Below are 18,904 nucleotides of genomic sequence, written 5' to 3'. Positions count from 1 at the left end.
GAATCACGCACGACAGGGCAACCTCGAAGAGCGTACGTCCCTCGTATCATTAAGGACGCATGCATGCTTTCGAGCGACCTCGCTCCCAACGCTCCCTGGATCGACCGCGCCGATGCGCTGGCCGACTGGCTCGCACCTGTCGGCCCTCATGCCATCGTCGGACTCGATACCGAGTTCATGCGGCGCAACACCTTCTACCCGCAGCTCGCCTTGCTCCAGCTGGCACACGAAGGCCGCTACGCGCTGATCGATCCGCTCGCCTTTCCGCTGGACGGCACCCTGCTGGCGACCTTCGCGGCGCAGCCGACGGTCACCGTGATGCACAGCGCAGGCGAAGACCTCGAAGCCCTCTCGCCCTTCCTCCCGGAAGGGCCGCACACGCTGTTCGACACGCAGATCGCCGCAGCCTTTGTCGGCATGGGCCTGGGCATCAGCTATCGCGCACTGGTGAAGGAACTGGTGGGCGACGAACTGGACAAGGGCGAGACGCGCAGCGACTGGCTGCAACGTCCGCTCACCGATTCGCAGAAGTTGTACGCCGCGCTCGATGTGGTGCACCTGCATCCGGTACACGCCATCCTCAGCGAGCGCCTGGCGGCGCGTGACCGCGCGCAGTGGCATGCCGAGGACTGCGCCCGCATGAAGCGTCGTGCCAGCCAGCGCGAGGGTGATCCGCAGCCACAGCGCGGCTACAAGCCGGCCGCCGAATGGGCGCCTGAGAAACAGGCCCTGCTCCGCCGCGTGCTGCGCTGGCGCGAACTCACCGCACGTACGATCGACAAGCCCCGCTCCTGGCTGCTCGAAGACACCCACGCCCTCGACCTCGTCGACCGTCCGGCCGCTTCGCTCAGTGTCGTGGAAGAGCGCACGCGCGGTACGCGTGCACTGCGTTCACAGCAGCGCGAAGAATTGTTCCACCTGCTCCAGCGCCCCGTGGAAACGGTGGAAATCGAGGAGACCGCGCCAGTCCTGGGGCACCCGGTGGGCGATGCCAAGCGTGCCATCAACGACATGCGCACCGTGGTCGACCACATCGCCACCGAACTCGACCTGCCACCCGGCCTGCTCTGCTCGCGCAAGTCGCTGGAAGAATTCGTGATGGGCGGCGGCCACTGGCCCGACTCCCTCGACGGCTGGCGCCGGGGCGTGCTGTTCGACAAGCTGTCGGCCTTGCTGCCCGGCTGAGCCGGGCAGCCACGGGTATCAACCCTTGGGGCAGGATGTGCGTGCGGTATCGGCCACCGACGAGATACGCCAGTTGCCATCGATGCGCACCAGGGTTACCACGTTGCTGCCGCAGTGGTGCACCTTGTCGTCGATAAAGAAGGTGTAAGGCGCCCAGATCACCGCCACGTTGTCGTCGATGCGGATTTCCGGGTTGTGGATCTGCTCAAGCAGCTTCTCCGTCCCGGTCTTCGGCAGGCGCGCGAGGAAGGCATCCAGATCAAGTTCCAGCGGCTTCCCCTCGCGCATGAGCGTGGCATGGAAACTCGGCAGCGCCTGGTCGCGCATCATCTGCTGGTCGCGCTTGGCCAGGCCGTCGAGAAGGAGCTGCAGCGGGCGGTAAGCCGCCTGTTCCTGCGCGTTCATGGCATGGGCCTGGGATACGGGAAGAAGACACGCCGCGGCGACGGCGACACAACAGGACAGGGTAAGCAGGCGCGGATACCGGAACACGGCAAACCTCCAGGGACGGGCGATGGAAAGGCGGCAGATGATCGGTCGGGACGGCATGCGAGGGCTTTCACATAACCAGCGAAAACCGCCATTTCAACGCGACGGCCGCCCGGGCCAGGGGTACCCAGGACAACACCAGCGCCATGGCGCCCGTAAAACCCGATGAGCGCAGGAGCGTCCGGCGCCGCTGATCGACGTGCTCGTTCATGTGCACTACCTCTTGATCGGGAAGCGTGGTGGTCGGAATAGCACATCGCCGGGGCCGTTGCAGCATGGGTGAGCAAAGGCAAGGCCCCGCCGATCAAGGCCCTATTTCACGCACCGGAGGCTGTTGGCAGCTGCCGGGATCGCTGATATGATCCCGGGCTCGTGGGGCGGTAGCTCAGCTGGGAGAGCGTCGCGTTCGCAATGCGAAGGTCGGGAGTTCGATCCTCCTCCGCTCCACCAATCATTCCAGACAAAAAGCCCTGGCATTGCCGGGGCTTTTTGCTGTTGGCGATATCCCTGCCTCAGCTCCCGGCCAGCCTCTTGTCGATGCCCGCATAGAAATCCCGGTATGCCCCCGGATCACTGACAATCGACGTCCGTGCATCACCCTTGCTGTCCCACACCGTCAACCGGAAGCGCGTCCGTAGCTTGACCGTGCGCCCTTCGGATTCGGCGGCGATAAAAGCCTCGGTGCTCTGGTGATCCGCCTTGGCCGGAAGCGGAACGCCCCGGGCCTTGAGCACGCCACGCAAGATCTCCCGGCGAGTGGTGACGAGTGTTTCGTCGTGGCGGGCGTTTATCTGGTGAAACTCGGAATCGACCTCGACCGAGGCATAGCCCTCCTGTGCGAGCACGGCCGCCGCTGCGGCAAGCACCTTGCCTGTATCTTGCGAGACGTAGCTATGGTCGCGCGCCTGCTCGAAGGCCTGGCGCTCCTGCGGGGTCTGCGGCACGACGACCTGGGTAGAGCTGAAACGCAGAAAGTGTCCGCCGGACCCCGTGACTTCCGGAGCGGGCGCGGCATCCTGGGCCAGGGACGCCAGGGGACATAGCGCTGCCGCCAGCATGGCGGCCTTCCATCGCAAGGCATTCCGGAACACGGTGCGCTCCCTTCAGGTGATCGGATCCGGCGCGAGTCTATGCCAGATCAGGTAACCGTATGCTTACCGTAGTGCCGGTCCGCCGGAATGGGCAGCCGCCCTTGTAGGAGCGCGCCTTGCGCGCGACCGGTACAAAGCAATGCGTTCGTAAACACCGGCACGCCACGACACATCCGGTCGCGCGCGAGGCGCGCTCCTACAAGGGTGGCGGAATCGTCCGGTGCCCCGGCGTCTGGCCGGGGCACCGGTGGCATCAGATTCCGAAGTCCAGGTTCATCTGCACCCACAGCTCACGCCCGAGGGCGTTGTAGTTGGTGACGTCGAAGTACGGCCAGTCGCCATTCGTTATGTCTTTCGGCGGGCGCTTGTTGAAGATGTTGTTTGCCGAAAAGGTGATCGATGCCATCGGATTGAAACGGAACGTCGTCGAGCCGTTCCAGCGGATCCACGGCGGCAGGTTCTTCGCGGTGCCGATGTGGTTCCACATCTGGCCGTCGCGCTGGCCGTAGATCGTGCTGCTCCACGAGCCGATGCTCCAGGTCAGGTTGCCGCTGACCCGGCTCTTGAACTCGTTGGAGTTCGCGCAGCACAGGTAGTTCTGGGTCGGGTCACCTTCCTTTTCCTTGTCCGTATGGGTGAGCGCGTCGTAGTAGCTCACGCCAAGCACGAAATCACCGAAGCGCCCTGCCCTCCAACGATAATCCACCTGGGACTGGATACCCGTCTGCCGCTCGCTCGCCACGTTGATGGGATACGTGGACACGCCCAGCACGGCATTGGGCGCGATGGGGTCGGTCGAGGGACGGCGGCTCACTTCACCGAGCACTTCCTGGCACGTCGGCGAACTGATGTCGTAGCCGGTCTGGCCGTTCTCCGACGTGCCCAGTCGGCAGTTCGCTTCCGTGGTCAGGATTTCGTCGGTGCCAAGAGTACGTACCTCGTTCTTGATGACCACCGCGTTGTAGTCCACCGACCAGCTCAGCGCGTTGTCGGGCGTGGACCACACGAAGCCATAGGTGAACGATTTCGCGGTGATGTCCTTCAGCTTTGTATTGCCACTGGAGGTGGAAAGCACCGCAAGGCCCGACTGCGGGCAGTCGTTATAACTGCTGGAATTGAAGCCCGCGAGGCGACACTGATAATAGTCGGTGTTGGTGGTATAGCCGCTGGAATGCGCGGAGAACAGGTTGAACATGTTCGGCGCACGGAAGGCCGTGGCATAGCTGCCGCGCAGCAGCAGCGTATCGAGCGGGCGGTATTCGAGGCCCAGCTTGTAAGTGAGCTTTCCATTGCCCTGGCCGGCGTAGTTGTACTTGTCCCAGCGACCCGAGACATTGGCCGTCAGCTTGTCCAGCAGGGGCACCTGGAATTCGGTGCCGAAGGCCGTCGAATCGCGGCTGCCCTTGGCAACCGTAGAACCGGTCTGTCCACGGAAGTAGCCCTCATCGGCCAGCTCACTGGCGGAGCGGTTCTGGAAGTGCTCGTGCCCGCGCTGCGCGATCACGGCCATGCCCACGTCACCGGCAGGCAGCTGGAACAGGCTGGGATTGGTCAGCGTGATGGAGAAGCTCTGGTTCCAGGACTGCGACGCTGCACGATTGAGTGCGCTGAAACTGTTGTATTGCGCCCGGTCGACAGGCACGTACAAACGGTCGAGGTTCGGCGCAAAAATCGGATACCCGCTCGCGTCCGTACCCAGCTGCGGCCCGAGGTAGTAATCGTCGACGCCGTTCTTCGCGAGGAAGTCGGTGGACTTGCGTACCAGGCTCGTCTGCGAACGGTTGGAATAGATGTCGTAGTCGAATCCGGTATCGAACAGCGGACCCTTGCCACCCAGCGTGAAGTTATAGCTATGCGTGAAGACATGCTGGTCTTTCGCATCGAGCCCGACTTCCTCCGGCCCGAAGATCCTCTGCCAGGTCTCGTAGTGGCCGCTGGTCTGGTTGTAGAACGTCTGGTTCCAGGACGGGCTTCCACCGGAATAGGTCGGATTGCTGTAGCTGTAGAGAATGTCGGAATACAGCTCGGTTTCCGGCGTGAAGTGATAACGCAGGAACATCGCACCGTTGAGGTCGGTTTCCTTGTTGCTCAGCGTCGTGTAGCTGACGTTGTTCGGCGTACCGCAGTAATGACCCAGGCCCGCACCACTTCGATAGCTATACGCCGTGGTGTTGCCGTACAGATAGGAAAGGTTGTTGCAGGTGGCCGCGCCCGGGTCTACGTAATGTTTGTTGTTGCCGAGCTCCTGGCGCAGGAAGGTACGCGACGGCACCACTCCCTTCCCCGTGGGATCGTCGTAGTACGAATCAATGTAATCGCGCTGGTAGGCCCACACGGGAGTCTGCTTTTCCAGCTGTATGCCACCGGAGATATCCAGGTCTCCCCAGCGGGTGCCGCTGTTGATCTGCAAGCGCTGGTTTTCACCGCCGCCATCGGAATAGCCGCCCATGCGGAAATTGACATGGGTACCTTCGATGTGGTCCTTCAGCACGATATTGACCACGCCCGCGATGGCCGATGATCCGTACACCGACGACTGCCCGCCTGTCAGCACGTCGATATGGTCGATGAGACCCACCGGGATGTTCGCGATATCGGTGATGTTGGTGCCGCCGTTATAGGCCAGTGGGTAGCTCGCCATGGGCCGGCCATTGAGCAGGGTCAGGGTGTATTCGGGCGGCAGGCCCAGCAGGCTCACGGTCTTGGCACCCGGCGTATAGCCTCCGGTGAACTGGCCGTCCTGTACCGAGCCGTTCGCGATGGGCAAGGCGCGCAACGCATCGAACGTGCTGCCGAAACCCTTCTGCTCGATGTCTTTTGCGGTGATCGTGACCGAGGGCGATGGCCCTTCGATCTGTGCGCGGGGAATCAGCGAGCCCGTCACCGTGACCGCCTGCATCTTCGTGGCGTGGGCGGCGTCATCGCCCGCGGCCTTCCCCTTGATCTTCACTGTCTTGTCGCCAGCCTGCTCGTCCTTCGAGGCGCTGCCCGACGCATCGCTGGCGACTGTCTGCAAGGCATGCGCCGACGGAACCAGCAGCAGCGAGGCCACCACCAGGCTCAAGGTCTTCAGTTTCATATGTGACAACCCCTATCGCTGAATATGTTTTTCAGGACAAGCGCTCCCGTCGCCGCTCTCGCGTCGATGCGGAAAACGCCCGTGGAGCCCACGCGCACCTACCCGGCGCGTCGGCGTTGCACCCCAACTACCTGGTCAACAAAATCATTCAGTGCGGCCCTGGCCCCTGCCCGGACCCGGATCATCAAACATGCGGCTTGGGTCCCTCAGCACCTGCCAGACGGGAACACCCGTGCATCGCGAGAGGCGCGAGGACGGAACCGCTTATCGTATTAGCGGACAACCCACTCCCCGCGGGCGGTCACGTATCCCTGAGCGAACGATTTAAATCGTTCCAAATCGAGATTATGAAGGTTTCGTTACCTTGTCAATTGGCGGCGCAGCAAGGCGGCTCATAACCTGGTCGCTCCCTGAAGACACGCCACATGTCGCCGATCCACGTCGTTTCGGCGCCAGGAAAGCGGACGCCGGCCAATAGAAAGCATGGCTGCGTCTGACCGCATAAGAACAACGCGTATTCGGCAGAATGCCTGCATCCGGGTTGAAGGACGCCACCCCCACGTTGAATCGTGGCAATATTGAGTGGAAATTTTTCTTACTTCTGGCTGGGGAGGCAGGTGTGAAGGGAAGCACAGCGCAAGGGAATGTGAGCGCGATTCATTGGGCGCACTGGGGACAACACTTCGCCATCGCCGCTGCGTATGCCGCGTGCTACGAGCTCGCGCGTTACGTTTCTTTTCCGCAATGGCTGCTTACTGCCGGGCTTCGACTTGCCTGCCTGCTTCTTCTTCCCGTCCGGTTCTGGCCTGCCCTCGCCCTGGGTGAAGGACTCCCCCTTCTGGAGGAAGCCGCACTTTGCGCATCCAAGTTCGGCACGGGCTGGGCCATCGCACAATCGGTCCCGATGGTGGTGCTCTGGATGGCGTTGTTGAAGCCCATGCGGCTTCGGTGGGCGCTTCATGACGAGCACGGGCAAGTACGCATGTCGATGATTCTTGCAGCCTCACTCGGCACGTCGATTATCACTGCTTCGGCTACATCGATTCGACTGATGCTCGCTCTTCAGCACACGCCTGGAAAATGGCCTGATATTGGTAGCGAGGATTTCTTCGCATATCTTCTCGGAGCTTATCTGGGTGCGTTGACGCTGACGCCCGTCGTCCTCGCGTTGTGCGAGCGGATACATGCCTGTCGCGGTGAGACCATTTCCCTGGGGACGATCTGGCGTAGCCAGCTTCTACGGGATGTTCTCTGGTGGACACTGCCAGTGGTAACCGGACTGGTATGGATGACGTTGGCTACGCACGATGAGGGCATTCGCCAGATCACGCGTCTGGCTCTGCTGCCTCCCGTCATAGGCCTCGCATGGCGTCACGGATGGCATGGCGCTGCGGTGGGCGGCATGGTTGCCAGCGTGGCATTGGCCATGACGGCACATGGCGCGCTTGACCCTGAAACCATCAGGGTCCAGGTCATTCTTGCGCTCACCATCTCCAGCTGCCTCTGGATCGGCGCCTATGCGGCACGTCGATCCGGATCACTCATCGCTTCAGCGTCACTGAAGCGATGAGTGATCCATCATCAATGGGCCGTCATCTGAATGGAGCAAATGCGAGGATCGTCGCAATTTGAAGCCACCATCAGTCGAGTGGTCCCGTTGCCCTGCGGCGCAGCCGAAATACTTACGGCTTCGTCCCGATAAACCTGCTCACCTGCAGGAGCAGTCTTAGCGCTACCGTCGGTCGGGGTCACCCAGCGCCCGGCATCCACGCCAATGGGTAGATCCAGAATGCTGTCGGCAGCGGTATAGGCGATCGCGCCGCGTACCGTGCCGCTGGCATCGTTGACCTGGACATAACGCACGCCCTGCTTCTGAAATACGTAGACGTGATAGTGCGGCGTGGTGCTGACATCCGCCGTGCTCGGCCAGGATTGTCCGAGGCCCGTCGTGACCGGACCGGCCGCCATCACGGCGGTGGTAGCGAACAAACCCGCGAATCCTGCTGCCAGCAAACCAGAACGACTGCGCATAAACCTTCCTCCATGCGGTTGGGAATCGGTAGAGTAGTCGTCAATATAGGCCCTGCCCAGTCCCCTGCGCACAGGGATTCGGCGCAAGCCACGCCAGCATGGATGGCAATCTGGGGCCTATTCCATGACACCGCTTCCGATTCGGGATACAACCACCGGAAGTCCGCCTCTGCACAGCGCCATCGTTACGTCATGAATGCCACGAAGACACCCCACGCCTCCGTCCTCTTCATCTGCACCGGCAATATATGCCGCTCACCCACGGCCCATGCGCTGCTCGTCCACAAGGCGGCGGCCGCAGGGTTGACGCTGGAAGTGGATAGCGCGGCGGTCACCGATTCAGAGCTGGGCAATCCACCGGATGCCCGTTCCCTTGCGGAACTGCGTCGGCGAGGGATACCCATGCCGGCGCACCGGGCGCGACGGGTAACCGCGGACGATTTCCGCCGTTTCGATCTCGTGGTGGGCATGACCGCCGCACATGTCGCTACGCTCAACCGGATGGCGCCGGATGCTGCGCACAAGATCGGGCTGATGATGGTCCACTCCGCCGATCACGGCGCCATCGACGTACCCGATCCGTGGTATGGCACGCGAACAGACTTCATCGAAGTATTCGACATGCTCGATGTCGCGGTGGATGGCCTGCTGGATTCGCTCCGCCGGAATCACCCGCAGGTCAGTTGAGGGCGCTGTCGCGCCCCTGGTCATCGGCAGCCGGCAACAAGCCGGCCAGCAGCCAGCGGGCGCTGTCACCGGGGCGGTCGCCATGGAGCAGCTCCACGCCGTACTGGCGCGAGAACAGCAGCAGGCCGAAATCCACCGTCCGGCCGCAGAGCGCCAGCACAAGGCAAAGCACGGCTTTCATCGCCCCCGCCTTCCGGCATCGATGGCACGAAGCACGCGAACAAGGGCGGCGCCCTGTCCGGTGGCAATGGCGCGCTCCGCGGTCAGGCCGTCCAGCTCCCGGATGGGGTCGTGGAGGAACCACTCGGTGCGCAGCGCGGCATCGGGCTCGATGCGTGCGGCAATGATCATGGCCCGGGCGGCGGGATGACGGGGGAGCCGGCGGACGGAGGTGCGGACAAGGGCGGCGTTCGGCATGACGGTCGGACCGGGGGAAGTTGCCGTGAAGTCTGCGCGTCGACCTTATCCTGCGTTTGTCCACATTGCGTCCATGGGGTCACTTTGTGTCTGCCTTGAAATAAATGACTTATGTGTCCCCAGGGGCTATAACGGCGCTGTTTTTTCCTGTGGGTGCAAAGATCGTGCGACGTATCCTGGTGGTGGACGATGACGAGGAAATCGGTGACCTTTTGCGCCGCTTCCTCGAACGCAACGGCTTTGCGGTGGACGTGGCCATGTCGGGCGTGGCCATGGACGAGTATCTGGGTCGCGGCGATTACGACCTGATGACGCTCGACCTCATGCTGCCCGGCGAGGATGGCTTGTCACTCTGCCGTCGCGTTCGCGCGAAGTCGGCCCTGCCGATCATCATGCTCACGGCCACGGGTGCCACATCCGAGCGCATCGTGGGCCTGGAGGTGGGTGCGGACGACTATCTCGCCAAGCCCTTCGACCCCCGCGAGCTGCTGGCCCGTATCCGCGCGATCCTGCGCCGTGCAGAGGCCACCCAGAACGCCGCATCCGGTACGACCCGCGCCTGCATCCGCTTTGCCGGCTGGAGCCTCGACGTGGCGCGCAGGGAGCTGCGCGCCACGGATGACACGCTCGTGCCCTTGTCGGGCGGCGAATTCGACCTGCTGCTGGCCTTCGTGGAGCATCCGCAGCGGGTGCTTACGCGTGAGCAGCTGATCGACCTCGCGCGCGGCAGCCGCCACGAAGCCTTCGACCGCAGCATCGACGTGCAGGTGAGCCGCCTGCGCCGCAAGTTCGGCGCCGATTCGCATGCGCCGGAGCTGATCCGCACCATCCGCAACGTGGGCTACATGTTCGTCGTGCCCGTGGACGCCGCATGAGCCGTCTGCGCTGGCGCCTGAATACCCTTGCCGGCTGGCTCATGGCGAACATCATGGCCGCCATCGGGCTGCTCATGCTGCTCAATGCGCTGGTGATCCTCTTTGTCAGCGTGTGGACACGACCCACGTTCACGCAGAGCGGCATGGCCGAACAGATGGGCCTGGTACAGCGCGCCGTCGATGCCACGCCCGTCGAACACCGCAAGGCGCTGGTAGCCACCCTCGCCTCGCATACGCAGTACGGGATTCACTGGTATCCGGACCGCGCATCGGTGCCGATGCCGCATATCGACCATCCGGACAAGGCGTTTCCCGAACGCATGCAGGAAATCCTCGGCAAGCGCGCCGTCGAAGGCTTCGACCCGAACACCGACGACCCCGGCACCACGGGCCAGACCCATTACATGCTGGCCATCCAGATCAACGACGGCAGCTGGATCACCTTCGACACGGCCACGCGCATCTGGGGCCTCGATCCCTTCACCCAGCTCCTGGTAATCAGCCTGTTCGCGCTGTTTTCCGGCGTGGTCGTGGCCGCGTTTGCTAGCCGCCGCCTGTCCCGACCGATGAACCTGCTCGCGGGAGCAGCGGAACGCTTCGGCTCCGACGTGCAGTCGCCAGCCATTCATCCCGAAGGTCCGCATGAAATCCAGGTGGCGATGCGCGCCTTCAACGAGATGCAGGGGCGCATCCAGCGCTTTGTCCGTGACCGTACCGAAATGCTCGCGGCCATCTCACATGATCTGCGTGCACCACTGACCCGCATGCGCCTGCGCGGGGAATACATCGACGATGCGGACCAGCAGCGCCGGCTGTTCAACGACGTGGACGAGATGCGTGCCATGGTCGATGCCGCGCTGGCGTTCTTTCGCGGCGATGGCGAAGAAGAACCCATGACCCGGTTCGACCTGACCGCCCTGGTCCATACCGTCATCGACGACTGTCGCGACGAAGGCGCCGACGTGAGTTACGAAGGTCCGGAGCGAATGATCTACGAAGGACGACCCAAGGCGCTCAAGCGCGCCATCGTCAACCTCGTGGGCAACGCCGTGCGCTATGGCAGCAAGGTGTGCGTTTCGCTCGACGAATTCGATGGACAGGTGCGCCTGCGCATCACCGACCGGGGCCCTGGCATCCCGGAAGCGCTGCACGAGACCGTGTTCCGCCCCTTCTTCCGCGCCGAAGGCTCGCGTAATCGCCACACCGGCGGCGTTGGCCTGGGCCTGCCCACGGCACGCAACATCGTCCGCGGCCACGGAGGCGACATTACCCTGCGCAACCTGCCGCAGGGCCTGGAAGCCAGCCTCTGGTTGCCGGGGTCGCCCCGTCCAAACTGAACGAAATCGGCAAGTCCTACACATCTTGTCAACGGAGAATCGCCAGAATTGCCGATAACGCGCAGGCGCCAAGGTGCCGCAAGCGCGATCCAGGCGGCCTTGGGCCGCCCCTTGGAGGTCGGCAGGCAATGAGCGATACCGGGATGGCGACGCGTGGACGTCGCACAAGCAGGGAGGCGGCATGGATGCATCGCTGATGCACTCGCTCCTCCAGTACGCGTTCTTCTATCCCTGGGTGATGTCGCTGCTGTGGATGAGTGGCGGCCTGATCTACTTCGTGCGTACCGAGCGCCACGCCGGGGATCGCGAGCACCCGCCGCTGCTGGACGACTATCCCTTTGTCACCCTGATCGTGCCCTGCTTCAACGAAGGCGCCCAGGTACGGGAAACCATCGCCCACCTCTCGACCCAGCGCTGGCCTGACTTCGAGATCATCGCGGTGAATGACGGCTCGTCCGACGACACCGGGCCGATCCTGGACAGCCTGCTCCATGAGCATCCGCGCCTTCGCGTGATGCATATGGAATCCAACCACGGCAAGGCCATGGCCTTGCGTGCCGCCGCCCTGGCGGCACGCGGCGAGTTCCTCGTCTGCGTGGATGGCGATGCCCTGCTCGACGACTATGCAACGCACTGGATGGTGTCCCACCTGGTGGGCTCGCCACGCGTGGGCGCCGTCACCGGCAACCCGCGCATCCGGAATCGATCGACTCTGCTGGGCAAGCTCCAGGTCGGCGAGTTTTCGTCGATCATCGGACTGATCAAGCGCGCACAGAGCGTCTATGGGCGCATCTTCACGGTGTCGGGGGTGATCGCCGCGTTCCGCCGCAGCGCCTTGCACGATGTCGGCTACTGGCATACCGACATGGTCACCGAAGATATCGACATCAGCTGGCGCCTGCAGATGCGCCACTGGCAGATCCGCTACGAGCCCAACGCCCTGTGCTGGATCCTCATGCCCGAAACCCTGCGCGGCTTGTGGAAACAGCGCCTGCGCTGGGCCCAGGGCGGCTCCGAGGTGTTGCTGCGCCACGGCCCGGCCCTGTTCCGCTGGCGCCAGCGCCGCATGTGGCCACTGGCTATCGAGTATGTGATGAGCCTGGTCTGGTCGTATGTGATGGGCGCGATCATCGTGCTCTGGGCACTCGGGGAGATCACCGATGTGCCGCCACCTTTTCACGTCGGCACCCTGTTCCCTCAATGGCATGGCGTGGTATTGGGCGTGACCTGCCTGGTGCAGTTCATGCTGAGCCTGATGGTGGACCGCCGTTACGAAGCAGGCATCGGCAGGCACTATTACTGGATGATCTGGTATCCGCTGGCGTACTGGACCATCAACACCGTCACCTCCATTGCCGCACTGCCCCGTGCCGTCGCACGGCGCGAAGGCGTGCGCGCGACGTGGGTCAGTCCGGACAGGGGCATCCAGTGAAAGCCGAGCCGATCCTCATCGAGCGTCCCGAACGCCAGTCCTGGCCCCGGCGCATCGTCTATGCGGTGCTGACCGTGATCGCCTGGGTAGCCTGGGGCCTGCTCTGGCTCCCCGCCCTGCATCGCCTCGCCCGGGAATGGGGCCTGCCTTCGCGCTATGCCCGCTGGATTCCCGATGTGGTGTTCAGCGGGCTGGGCGACCTGGCGGGCATCGTCTGGCTGGCACCGCTGAGCCTCGTGGTCTTTCTGGCCTGGTCGCTCTACGAAGGCAGGCGCCGGACCGGAGGTGAACGCCGCCGCCGCGCGCAGCCCGTAGCGCTTCCCGCGACAGCGCAATCCCTGGGCACGAGCGTGGCGGAAGTCGCATGCATCCAAAACAGCCGTCGCGCCGTATTACGTATCGACGACGAAGGCGGTATAGGGGTCGCGACAGCAGAGCCAGCCTCTCTACATGATGATTCATCATCACGACAAGAGCGCCAGTTCACATAAATCGAAAGTTGTTGCAGCTTTGTTAGGTTCGTTGCCTATACCATGCGCATGGACCGTCGGCAGACCAGGGGATGGACGGTCCGACTCTCAACGCCGTTTGCCGGGAATGGATATCCGGCTTCGCCGATAGCAGGTCAACTGGCAGGATGGGACTGACTTCGACGATACCTCCGCGCAGCACGCGCGTGCCCCGGGCAAGGCTTTGCCTGGCGCTGATCATCGCTTTGCATGGCCCATTGGCCCTCGCCTCCACGAATACGAGCGAACGCGACGCCCTCATGGCGAAGGTGCGCGCCGAACGTGAACAGGGGCACCGGGTGGATGCGCTTGCGCATTGCCAGGCGATCCTCGACCGCTGGCCCGACGACCGGGAGGCCCGCGCGATGAACGTGACGCTGCTGACCGAACTCGGCGCCACGACCCGTGCCCGTGAGCTGGCCGCAGAGCTCGACCCGCCACTGAGCGAGGCCGCTCACTTCCACCTGGAGACCGATCAGGTCGGTCACGAGATCCGCTGGGCAAACGGCGAGCCCGCCGATCCGCGCCAGCCTTACGCCGAAGCGGATCGCGCGGTGGACGATGCGCGCCGACTCACCGACGACGCCTCCCTGTCCGGCGACCTGCGTCGCCGCGAGCAGCTCGACCTGCTGGTGGCACTGGACCAGGCCGGCCGCAGTGCGGAGGCCGTGCAGCGCTATGACGCGATGAAGAAGGATGGCGTCACCCTGCCGGCCTACGTCGAGCGCCCGCTTGCCGATGCCTTGCTGGTGCAGCGCCGTCCGGCCGAGTCGGCGACGATGTTTGAAGACTCGATCGCGAAAGATCCCGGCCCTTACGATGCCGCCGAGAGCGAGCCGCGCATCGGCCTGATGTACGCCTACCTGGAATCGAATCAGACCAGGAAGGCATTCACTACCATCGACACGCTGGCAGCGAAGGAACCGGCCTGGATCCGCGTGCCCGGCATCCGCCTGCCCGTGCAGAATCCGCGCAAGGTCGACGCCGAACTCAACGCCGCCGTCGTACGTGAATACGTGAACATGCCGGCCGAGGCGTATGACCGGCTCGTGCCGCTCAGTAATGAAGCGCCCGCCAATGCGCAGGTACGCCGCGAACTGGGCATGACCGAGCTGGCCCGTGGCTGGCCACGCCTGGCGGAGCAGGATCTCAACATCGCCGGCACCCTCGACGAACGCGACGTCGGCGCCTACATCGGCCAGGCCGATGCAGCACGTGCGCTCTACGATTACCAGGACGTCGACGAAAACCTGGCCATCGCCCGTTCGCTGGCCGACCGCAACGGCCGCGTCGAACGCGCCGAGCAATCCTGGGAACGCGAAAAGGGCTGGCAGTTCGACATCACCACCGAGCGTGGCAAGGGCTCCAGCCCCGACTACGGCGACCGCGACGGTGCCACGCAGGCCACCATTGCCAGTCCGCTCATCGACAATCACTGGCGTGTACTCGCGCTCGGTCGTTACTCCACGGCCGACCTGCCCGAGGGCGACGTGCGCCGCACCCGCTTCGGTCTGGGCGTGCGCGGTTACTGGCGCGGTATCGAGGCCTATGTACAAGCCCTGCCCTCCAGCGACCGCTACGTAGGCAAGACGGCACTCGAAGCCGGCGTGAACTGGGCCATGACCGACCACTGGCTGCTCAACGCCGACTTCAGCACGGCCGGCGAAGACACGCCGCTGCGCGCGCAGTACTACGGCATCTCGGCCAAGACACTGAGCACCGCCGTCACGTGGCGAGCGAGCGAGCTGTTCCAGGCGAAGCTGGGCCTGTCACGCGACAACTTCAGCGATGGCAACAAGCGCACCGGCTGGCTGGCCACGATCACGCAGCGGCTGCACACCGCGCCGAACCTCACCATCGATGGTGGCGTGGAGGTCGGCGGCTCGATGAATACGCAGACCGACCGGCCGTACTTCAACCCGCGCCGCGACAACAGCTACGCCATCACCGGCCGCCTCGAAAACGTCATCAGCCAGTTCTACGAGCGCTCGCTTACCCAGCGACTCGACGTGGCCTTCGGCCAGTACGACGAAAAGGGCTATTCCAGCGACTGGATGGCCACTGTCCGCTATGGCCAGTTCTTCCAGCCCCAGCAGGGTTTCCGGCTGGGCTGGGGCGTGTCCTGGCACAACCAACCTTACGACGGCCGTCGCGAGCACCGCGTCGTCCTCGACCTGACCCTGCACTGGGGAGACTGACGAGTCATGCGTTCGCTGTTGTCACTGCTGGCCCTGCTCGGCCTCGCGCTGCCTGCTTTCGCGCAGCCGGCCGCCCCCCTACGGGCGCCGCTGATCGTGCTGGCCTACCACGACGTCCGCGACGATGTCGGCACCCTTGCCGACCGCGACCCGGATGCCACCAGTACCGATCACCTCATCGCCCACTTCGACTGGCTCAAGGGCAACGGCTATCACGTCGTGAGTCTTGAACAGGTGGTACAGGCCGGCCATGGCGGTGCGCCACTGCCGCCCAACGCCGTGCTGCTCACCTTCGACGATGGCCTGGAGAGCTTCTACACCCGCGTCTATCCCCTGCTGCGTGCCTACAACTACCCGGCCGTGCAGGCCATCGTGGGTTCGTGGGTAGACCTGCCCCCCGGCAAGCGCATGCCCTACAACGGCAGCGATTGCGACCGCTCCTGCTTCCTCAGCTGGGACCAGGTGGCCGAGATGCAGAAGTCGGGCCTCGTGGAGTTCGCCTCGCATTCGTGGGCACTGCACCAGGGCATGAATGGCAACCCGCAGGGCAACCTGCTGCCGGCGGCCGCGCATGTCGCCTACGACAACGCGACCAAGCACTACGAAACCGAAGCCGAGTACATCGCGCGCATCCAGGCTGACCTGGCCCACAGCGCCGATGAAATCCAGTCCCATACCGGCGTGCGGCCGCGCGCCGTTGCGTGGCCTTACGGTGCGTACACGCAGGTCGGCCAGAACGTGGCCGCCAGCGTCGGCATGAAAGTGTCCTTCAGCCTGGGCGACCGCCTGCCTCGCGTGGGCGCGGGTGGCACCATCCCCCGCCTGCTGGTCAGCGGCAACATCACCGCCAACCGCCTGGGCTGGCTGATGCGCCACCTCTCGCGTACCGATCCGGTGCGCGCGGTACAGGTGGATCTCGACTACGTGTACGACCCCGACCCGGCGCAGCAGGACCGCAACCTGTCGAAGCTGCTCGACCGCATCAAGCGCATGCATCCCAGCCAGGTCTGGTTGCAGGCCTATGCGGACCCCGACGGCGACGGCGTGGCTGACGCCGTGTACTTCCCCAACCGCCACCTGCCGATGCGCGCAGACCTCTTCTCGCGCGTGTCCTGGCAGTTGCGCACCCGTGCCGGCGTGCGCGTATACGCCTGGCTGCCGGTGCTGGCCTTCCGCTTCCCCGATGGCAAGGACCTGCCGACGCTGGCCGGCGAACCGAAGCCCGGCGGCGATCATTTCCGCCTTGCGCCGTATGACCCGAAGGTGCGCCAGATGATCGGCGACGTCTACGAAGACCTGGCCATGCACGCCGATGCGGCGGGCCTGCTGTTCTCCGATGATGCCTACCTGCGCGACACCGACAACCTGGGTCCGTGGGCCAACCGTACCCCGGCGCAGAGGACGCGTGCGCTGATCGACTTCACCGACGAGATCACCACGCGTGTGCAGCGCTGGCTGCCGCAGGTGCGCACGGCACGCAACATGTTCGCCCTGCCCGTGTTCGAACCGAAGGCCGAAGCCTGGACGGCGCAGAACCTCGCCACGTTCAACGAGGCCTACGATTTCACGGCGATCATGGCGATGCCGCAGCTGGACAAGCAGTCGGACAAGATCGGCTGGTACCGTAACCTTGCACGCAAGGTGGCTGCGACACCGGGGGCCTTCGAGAGCACCGTGTTCGAATTCGCCTCGCACGACTGGCGCACCAACAAGCCGATTACCGCAGCGGAGATGGGCCAGCGCATGCGCACGGTGCAGTCCGAAGGTGCATGGCATATCGGGTATTACCCGGATGACTTCCTGCACAACCGTCCGGACCTGGAAACCATCCGTCCGTTCATTTCGGCATCTGATTACCCGTGGCCGGAGCCGGCGCGATGAATCAGGGCGGCATCCTCCACATCCTGCTGGAATTCGCGTTCTACTATCCGCTGATCATGTCGCTGATCTGGATGAGTGGCGGCGTGATCTATTTCCTGCGCTGGGAACGCAACGAACCGTTGCGCGTGAAGCCGCCCGAGCTGGCCGAATACCCGATGGTTTCGCTCATCGTGCCCTGCCATAACGAGGGGGAGCAGGTGCGCGAGACGATCGCCCACCTGGCCTCGCAGCAGTACCCGCACTTCGAGATCATCGCCATCAACGATGGCTCCACGGACGACACCGGTGCGCAGCTCGACCAGCTGATGGAACAGTACCCGCGGCTGCGCGTGATCCATATGTCGAGCAACCAGGGCAAGGCCATGGGCCTGCGCGCTGCGGCTCTGGCATCCAATGCCGATTACCTGGTCTGCGTCGATGGCGATGCCCTGCTCGACGACTACGCCACGCACTGGCTCATCTCGCACATGCTGGAAAGCCCGCGCGTGGCGGCCGTCACCGGCAACCCGCGCATCCGCAACCGCTCCACCCTGCTGGGCAAGCTCCAGGTCGGTGAGTTTTCATCCATCATCGGCCTGATCAAGCGCGCCCAGCGTGTATATGGCCGCATCTTCACGGTGTCGGGCGTGATCGCCTGCTTCCGCAAGAGCGCCCTGCACGATGTCGGTTACTGGAACACCGACATGGTCACTGAAGACATCGACGTCAGCTGGCGCCTGCAGATGCGTCATTGGGAAATCCGCTACGAGCCTAACGCCCTGTGCTGGATCCTGATGCCCGAGACCCTGCGCGGCCTGTGGAAGCAGCGCCTGCGCTGGGCGCAGGGTGGCTCCGAGGTACTGCTGCGCTATACGGGCAAGCTGTTCAAGTGGCGCCAGCGGCGCATGTGGCCCGTGGCCCTGGAGTATGTGATGAGCCTGCTGTGGTCGTACAGCATGGCCATCATCGTCACGCTGTGGGTCCTCGGGCACTTCGTGCCGCTGCCGGACTCGCTTCGCATCAACACCTTGCTGCCACAATGGCACGGCGTGGTACTGGGTGCGATCTGCCTGCTGCAGTTCCTGATCAGCCTGCTGGTGGACCGCCGCTACGAGACGCGGATCGGCCGCAATTACTACTGGATGATCTGGTATCCGCTGGTGTATTGGATGCTCAACACGGCCACCTCCATCGTGGCGATGCCCAAGGCCTTGATGAAGCGCAAGGGCACGCGCGCGGTGTGGGTCAGCCCGGACCGGGGACTGCGATGAAAGCCGATGCCATCATGATCCAGCGGCCGGAACGCCAGTCGCGCGCGCAGAAGGCCGTCTTCACGATGATCACCGTGGGGGCGTGGCTGTTCTGGGTGTTCCTGTGGCTTCCGCTGATCACCCTGGGCGCCTGGGCCTTCGGCCTGCGCAACGCCTGGCTGCAGCTGTATGTGCTCGACCCCATCGGCGACGGCGGCGACATCAATATCGTGCTGGTGGTGGCCCTTATCTGCGCGCTGGTCTTCAGCAGCTGGTCGGCCTATAACCACGCACGCTTCGCCGGCAAGCAGAAGCGCCGCGGCAATTCACCCGTGAGCGTGGGGGAAACGGCCGCCGCCATCGGTGCCACCACCGACGATGCCGTTCGCATGCAGGGGCATCGTCGCGCGGTGGTGAGCGTGGCCGACAACGGCTTCATGACTGTCGACGAGGTCCGCTGAAGG

Annotated in this window: 18 protein-coding genes and 1 tRNA gene; 12 read left to right on the top strand and 7 right to left on the bottom strand. The window is 64.1% G+C overall.

Annotated elements, in window-relative coordinates; genetic code table 11:
- Window positions 1-63 precede the first annotated feature (63 nt).
- Complete coding sequence (locus tag HBF25_RS12395; RefSeq protein ID WP_166948854.1) at window positions 64-1,185, top strand: ribonuclease D; 1,122 nt, start codon at window positions 64-66, stop codon at window positions 1,183-1,185.
- Window positions 1,186-1,203: 18 nt separating this feature from the next.
- Here HBF25_RS12395 and HBF25_RS12390 read toward each other — a convergent pair whose 3' ends face one another.
- Both HBF25_RS12390 and HBF25_RS12385 read right to left on the bottom strand, forming a co-directional pair.
- Complete coding sequence (locus HBF25_RS12390) at window positions 1,204-1,734, bottom strand: nuclear transport factor 2 family protein (protein WP_166948852.1); 531 nt, start codon at window positions 1,732-1,734, stop codon at window positions 1,204-1,206.
- Between the two features lie 10 nt (window positions 1,735-1,744).
- Window positions 1,745-1,885, bottom strand: a complete 141-nt coding sequence (locus HBF25_RS12385; RefSeq protein ID WP_166948850.1) for a hypothetical protein — start codon at window positions 1,883-1,885, stop codon at window positions 1,745-1,747.
- A gap of 163 nt (window positions 1,886-2,048) precedes the next feature.
- On the opposite strand from HBF25_RS12385, the gene HBF25_RS12380 reads away from it, so the two are divergent.
- Window positions 2,049-2,124: transfer RNA gene (locus tag HBF25_RS12380), tRNA-Ala, on the top strand.
- A gap of 62 nt (window positions 2,125-2,186) precedes the next feature.
- On the opposite strand, the gene HBF25_RS12375 is transcribed toward HBF25_RS12380, so the two are convergent.
- Window positions 2,187-2,765, bottom strand: coding sequence for a hypothetical protein (locus HBF25_RS12375; protein ID WP_166948848.1), 579 nt, complete (start codon window positions 2,763-2,765; stop codon window positions 2,187-2,189).
- A 253-nt stretch (window positions 2,766-3,018) separates the two neighbouring features.
- Window positions 3,019-5,844: a TonB-dependent receptor plug domain-containing protein gene (locus HBF25_RS12370; protein ID WP_166948846.1), complete on the bottom strand. Its 2,826-nt coding sequence runs from the start codon at window positions 5,842-5,844 to the stop codon at window positions 3,019-3,021.
- 541 nt (window positions 5,845-6,385) lie between these two features.
- Between HBF25_RS12370 and HBF25_RS12365 the strand changes: the two genes are divergently transcribed.
- Complete coding sequence (locus tag HBF25_RS12365) at window positions 6,386-7,414, top strand: MASE1 domain-containing protein (protein ID WP_166948844.1); 1,029 nt, start codon at window positions 6,386-6,388, stop codon at window positions 7,412-7,414.
- 11 nt (window positions 7,415-7,425) lie between these two features.
- Here HBF25_RS12365 and HBF25_RS12360 read toward each other — a convergent pair whose 3' ends face one another.
- Window positions 7,426-7,875: a hypothetical protein gene (locus HBF25_RS12360; RefSeq protein WP_166948842.1), complete on the bottom strand. Its 450-nt coding sequence runs from the start codon at window positions 7,873-7,875 to the stop codon at window positions 7,426-7,428.
- Window positions 7,876-8,067: 192 nt separating this feature from the next.
- Between HBF25_RS12360 and HBF25_RS12355 the strand changes: the two genes are divergently transcribed.
- Window positions 8,068-8,562, top strand: coding sequence for a low molecular weight protein-tyrosine-phosphatase (locus HBF25_RS12355; protein WP_166948840.1), 495 nt, complete (start codon window positions 8,068-8,070; stop codon window positions 8,560-8,562).
- On the opposite strand, the gene HBF25_RS12350 is transcribed toward HBF25_RS12355, so the two are convergent.
- Both HBF25_RS12350 and HBF25_RS12345 read right to left on the bottom strand, forming a co-directional pair.
- Window positions 8,555-8,743, bottom strand: a complete 189-nt coding sequence (locus HBF25_RS12350) for a hypothetical protein (protein ID WP_166948838.1) — start codon at window positions 8,741-8,743, stop codon at window positions 8,555-8,557. The two genes, HBF25_RS12355 and HBF25_RS12350, sit on opposite strands and share 8 nt — an antisense overlap.
- The gene (locus HBF25_RS12345; RefSeq protein WP_166948836.1) at window positions 8,740-8,979 is read right to left on the bottom strand and encodes a hypothetical protein; all 240 of its coding nucleotides are present in this window, start codon (window positions 8,977-8,979) and stop codon (window positions 8,740-8,742) included. The genes HBF25_RS12350 and HBF25_RS12345 overlap by 4 nt, the downstream gene beginning before the upstream one ends.
- Before the next feature lie 164 nt (window positions 8,980-9,143).
- Between HBF25_RS12345 and HBF25_RS12340 the strand changes: the two genes are divergently transcribed.
- From HBF25_RS12340 to pgaD (HBF25_RS12305), 8 genes are all read left to right on the top strand, one after another.
- Window positions 9,144-9,854: a response regulator gene (locus HBF25_RS12340; RefSeq protein WP_166948834.1), complete on the top strand. Its 711-nt coding sequence runs from the start codon at window positions 9,144-9,146 to the stop codon at window positions 9,852-9,854.
- On the top strand, window positions 9,851-11,191 hold the full coding sequence (locus HBF25_RS12335) for an ATP-binding protein (protein WP_166948832.1): 1,341 nt from the start codon (window positions 9,851-9,853) through the stop codon (window positions 11,189-11,191). The genes HBF25_RS12340 and HBF25_RS12335 overlap by 4 nt, the downstream gene beginning before the upstream one ends.
- 181 nt (window positions 11,192-11,372) lie before the next feature.
- The gene (gene pgaC / locus HBF25_RS12330) at window positions 11,373-12,623 is read left to right on the top strand and encodes a poly-beta-1,6-N-acetyl-D-glucosamine synthase (protein ID WP_166948830.1); all 1,251 of its coding nucleotides are present in this window, start codon (window positions 11,373-11,375) and stop codon (window positions 12,621-12,623) included.
- Entirely contained in the window at window positions 12,620-13,114 is a 495-nt protein-coding gene (gene pgaD / locus HBF25_RS12325; protein WP_166948828.1) for a poly-beta-1,6-N-acetyl-D-glucosamine biosynthesis protein PgaD, read from the top strand. Before pgaC (HBF25_RS12330) ends, pgaD (HBF25_RS12325) begins: the two co-directional genes overlap by 4 nt.
- Window positions 13,115-13,260: 146 nt before the next feature.
- Window positions 13,261-15,330 carry a poly-beta-1,6 N-acetyl-D-glucosamine export porin PgaA gene (pgaA, locus tag HBF25_RS12320; RefSeq protein WP_166948825.1) on the top strand — a complete coding sequence of 690 codons (2,070 nt, stop codon included), beginning with the start codon at window positions 13,261-13,263 and terminating at the stop codon, window positions 15,328-15,330.
- Window positions 15,331-15,336: 6 nt separating this feature from the next.
- On the top strand, window positions 15,337-17,211 hold the full coding sequence (pgaB, locus tag HBF25_RS12315) for a poly-beta-1,6-N-acetyl-D-glucosamine N-deacetylase PgaB (protein ID WP_166948823.1): 1,875 nt from the start codon (window positions 15,337-15,339) through the stop codon (window positions 17,209-17,211).
- Window positions 17,208-18,461, top strand: coding sequence for a poly-beta-1,6-N-acetyl-D-glucosamine synthase (gene pgaC / locus HBF25_RS12310; RefSeq protein WP_166948821.1), 1,254 nt, complete (start codon window positions 17,208-17,210; stop codon window positions 18,459-18,461). Before pgaB ends, pgaC (HBF25_RS12310) begins: the two co-directional genes overlap by 4 nt.
- A complete protein-coding gene (pgaD, locus tag HBF25_RS12305) occupies window positions 18,458-18,901 on the top strand; it encodes a poly-beta-1,6-N-acetyl-D-glucosamine biosynthesis protein PgaD (RefSeq protein WP_166948820.1) in 444 nt (147 codons plus the stop codon). The genes pgaC (HBF25_RS12310) and pgaD (HBF25_RS12305) overlap by 4 nt, the downstream gene beginning before the upstream one ends.
- The last annotated feature ends 3 nt before the right edge of the window (window positions 18,902-18,904 follow it).

Origin of the sequence: Luteibacter anthropi (genome assembly GCF_011759365.1) — a bacterium.
Classification (GTDB): Bacteria; Pseudomonadota; Gammaproteobacteria; order Xanthomonadales; family Rhodanobacteraceae; genus Luteibacter; species Luteibacter anthropi.
The sequence above is the reverse complement of the archived record's forward strand: the minus strand, read 5'-3'. Positions and strand labels throughout refer to the sequence as shown.

What these genes read in the sequence shown, in the direction of transcription:
- HBF25_RS12395 (WP_166948854.1), top strand. Translation starts at nt 64, where the DNA reads ATGCTTTCGAGCGACCTCGCTCCCAACGCTCCCTGGATCGACCGCGCC.
- HBF25_RS12390 (WP_166948852.1), bottom strand. Translation starts at nt 1,734, where the DNA reads ATGCCGTCCCGACCGATCATCTGCCGCCTTTCCATCGCCCGTCCCTGG.
- HBF25_RS12385 (WP_166948850.1), bottom strand. Translation starts at nt 1,885, where the DNA reads ATGAACGAGCACGTCGATCAGCGGCGCCGGACGCTCCTGCGCTCATCG.
- HBF25_RS12370 (WP_166948846.1), bottom strand. Translation starts at nt 5,844, where the DNA reads ATGAAACTGAAGACCTTGAGCCTGGTGGTGGCCTCGCTGCTGCTGGTT.
- HBF25_RS12360 (WP_166948842.1), bottom strand. Translation starts at nt 7,875, where the DNA reads ATGCGCAGTCGTTCTGGTTTGCTGGCAGCAGGATTCGCGGGTTTGTTC.
- HBF25_RS12355 (WP_166948840.1), top strand. Translation starts at nt 8,068, where the DNA reads ATGAATGCCACGAAGACACCCCACGCCTCCGTCCTCTTCATCTGCACC.
- HBF25_RS12350 (WP_166948838.1), bottom strand. Translation starts at nt 8,743, where the DNA reads ATGAAAGCCGTGCTTTGCCTTGTGCTGGCGCTCTGCGGCCGGACGGTG.
- HBF25_RS12345 (WP_166948836.1), bottom strand. Translation starts at nt 8,979, where the DNA reads ATGCCGAACGCCGCCCTTGTCCGCACCTCCGTCCGCCGGCTCCCCCGT.
- HBF25_RS12335 (WP_166948832.1), top strand. Translation starts at nt 9,851, where the DNA reads ATGAGCCGTCTGCGCTGGCGCCTGAATACCCTTGCCGGCTGGCTCATG.
- pgaC (WP_166948830.1), top strand. Translation starts at nt 11,373, where the DNA reads ATGGATGCATCGCTGATGCACTCGCTCCTCCAGTACGCGTTCTTCTAT.
- pgaA (WP_166948825.1), top strand. Translation starts at nt 13,261, where the DNA reads ATGGGACTGACTTCGACGATACCTCCGCGCAGCACGCGCGTGCCCCGG.
- pgaB (WP_166948823.1), top strand. Translation starts at nt 15,337, where the DNA reads ATGCGTTCGCTGTTGTCACTGCTGGCCCTGCTCGGCCTCGCGCTGCCT.
- pgaC (WP_166948821.1), top strand. Translation starts at nt 17,208, where the DNA reads ATGAATCAGGGCGGCATCCTCCACATCCTGCTGGAATTCGCGTTCTAC.
- pgaD (WP_166948820.1), top strand. Translation starts at nt 18,458, where the DNA reads ATGAAAGCCGATGCCATCATGATCCAGCGGCCGGAACGCCAGTCGCGC.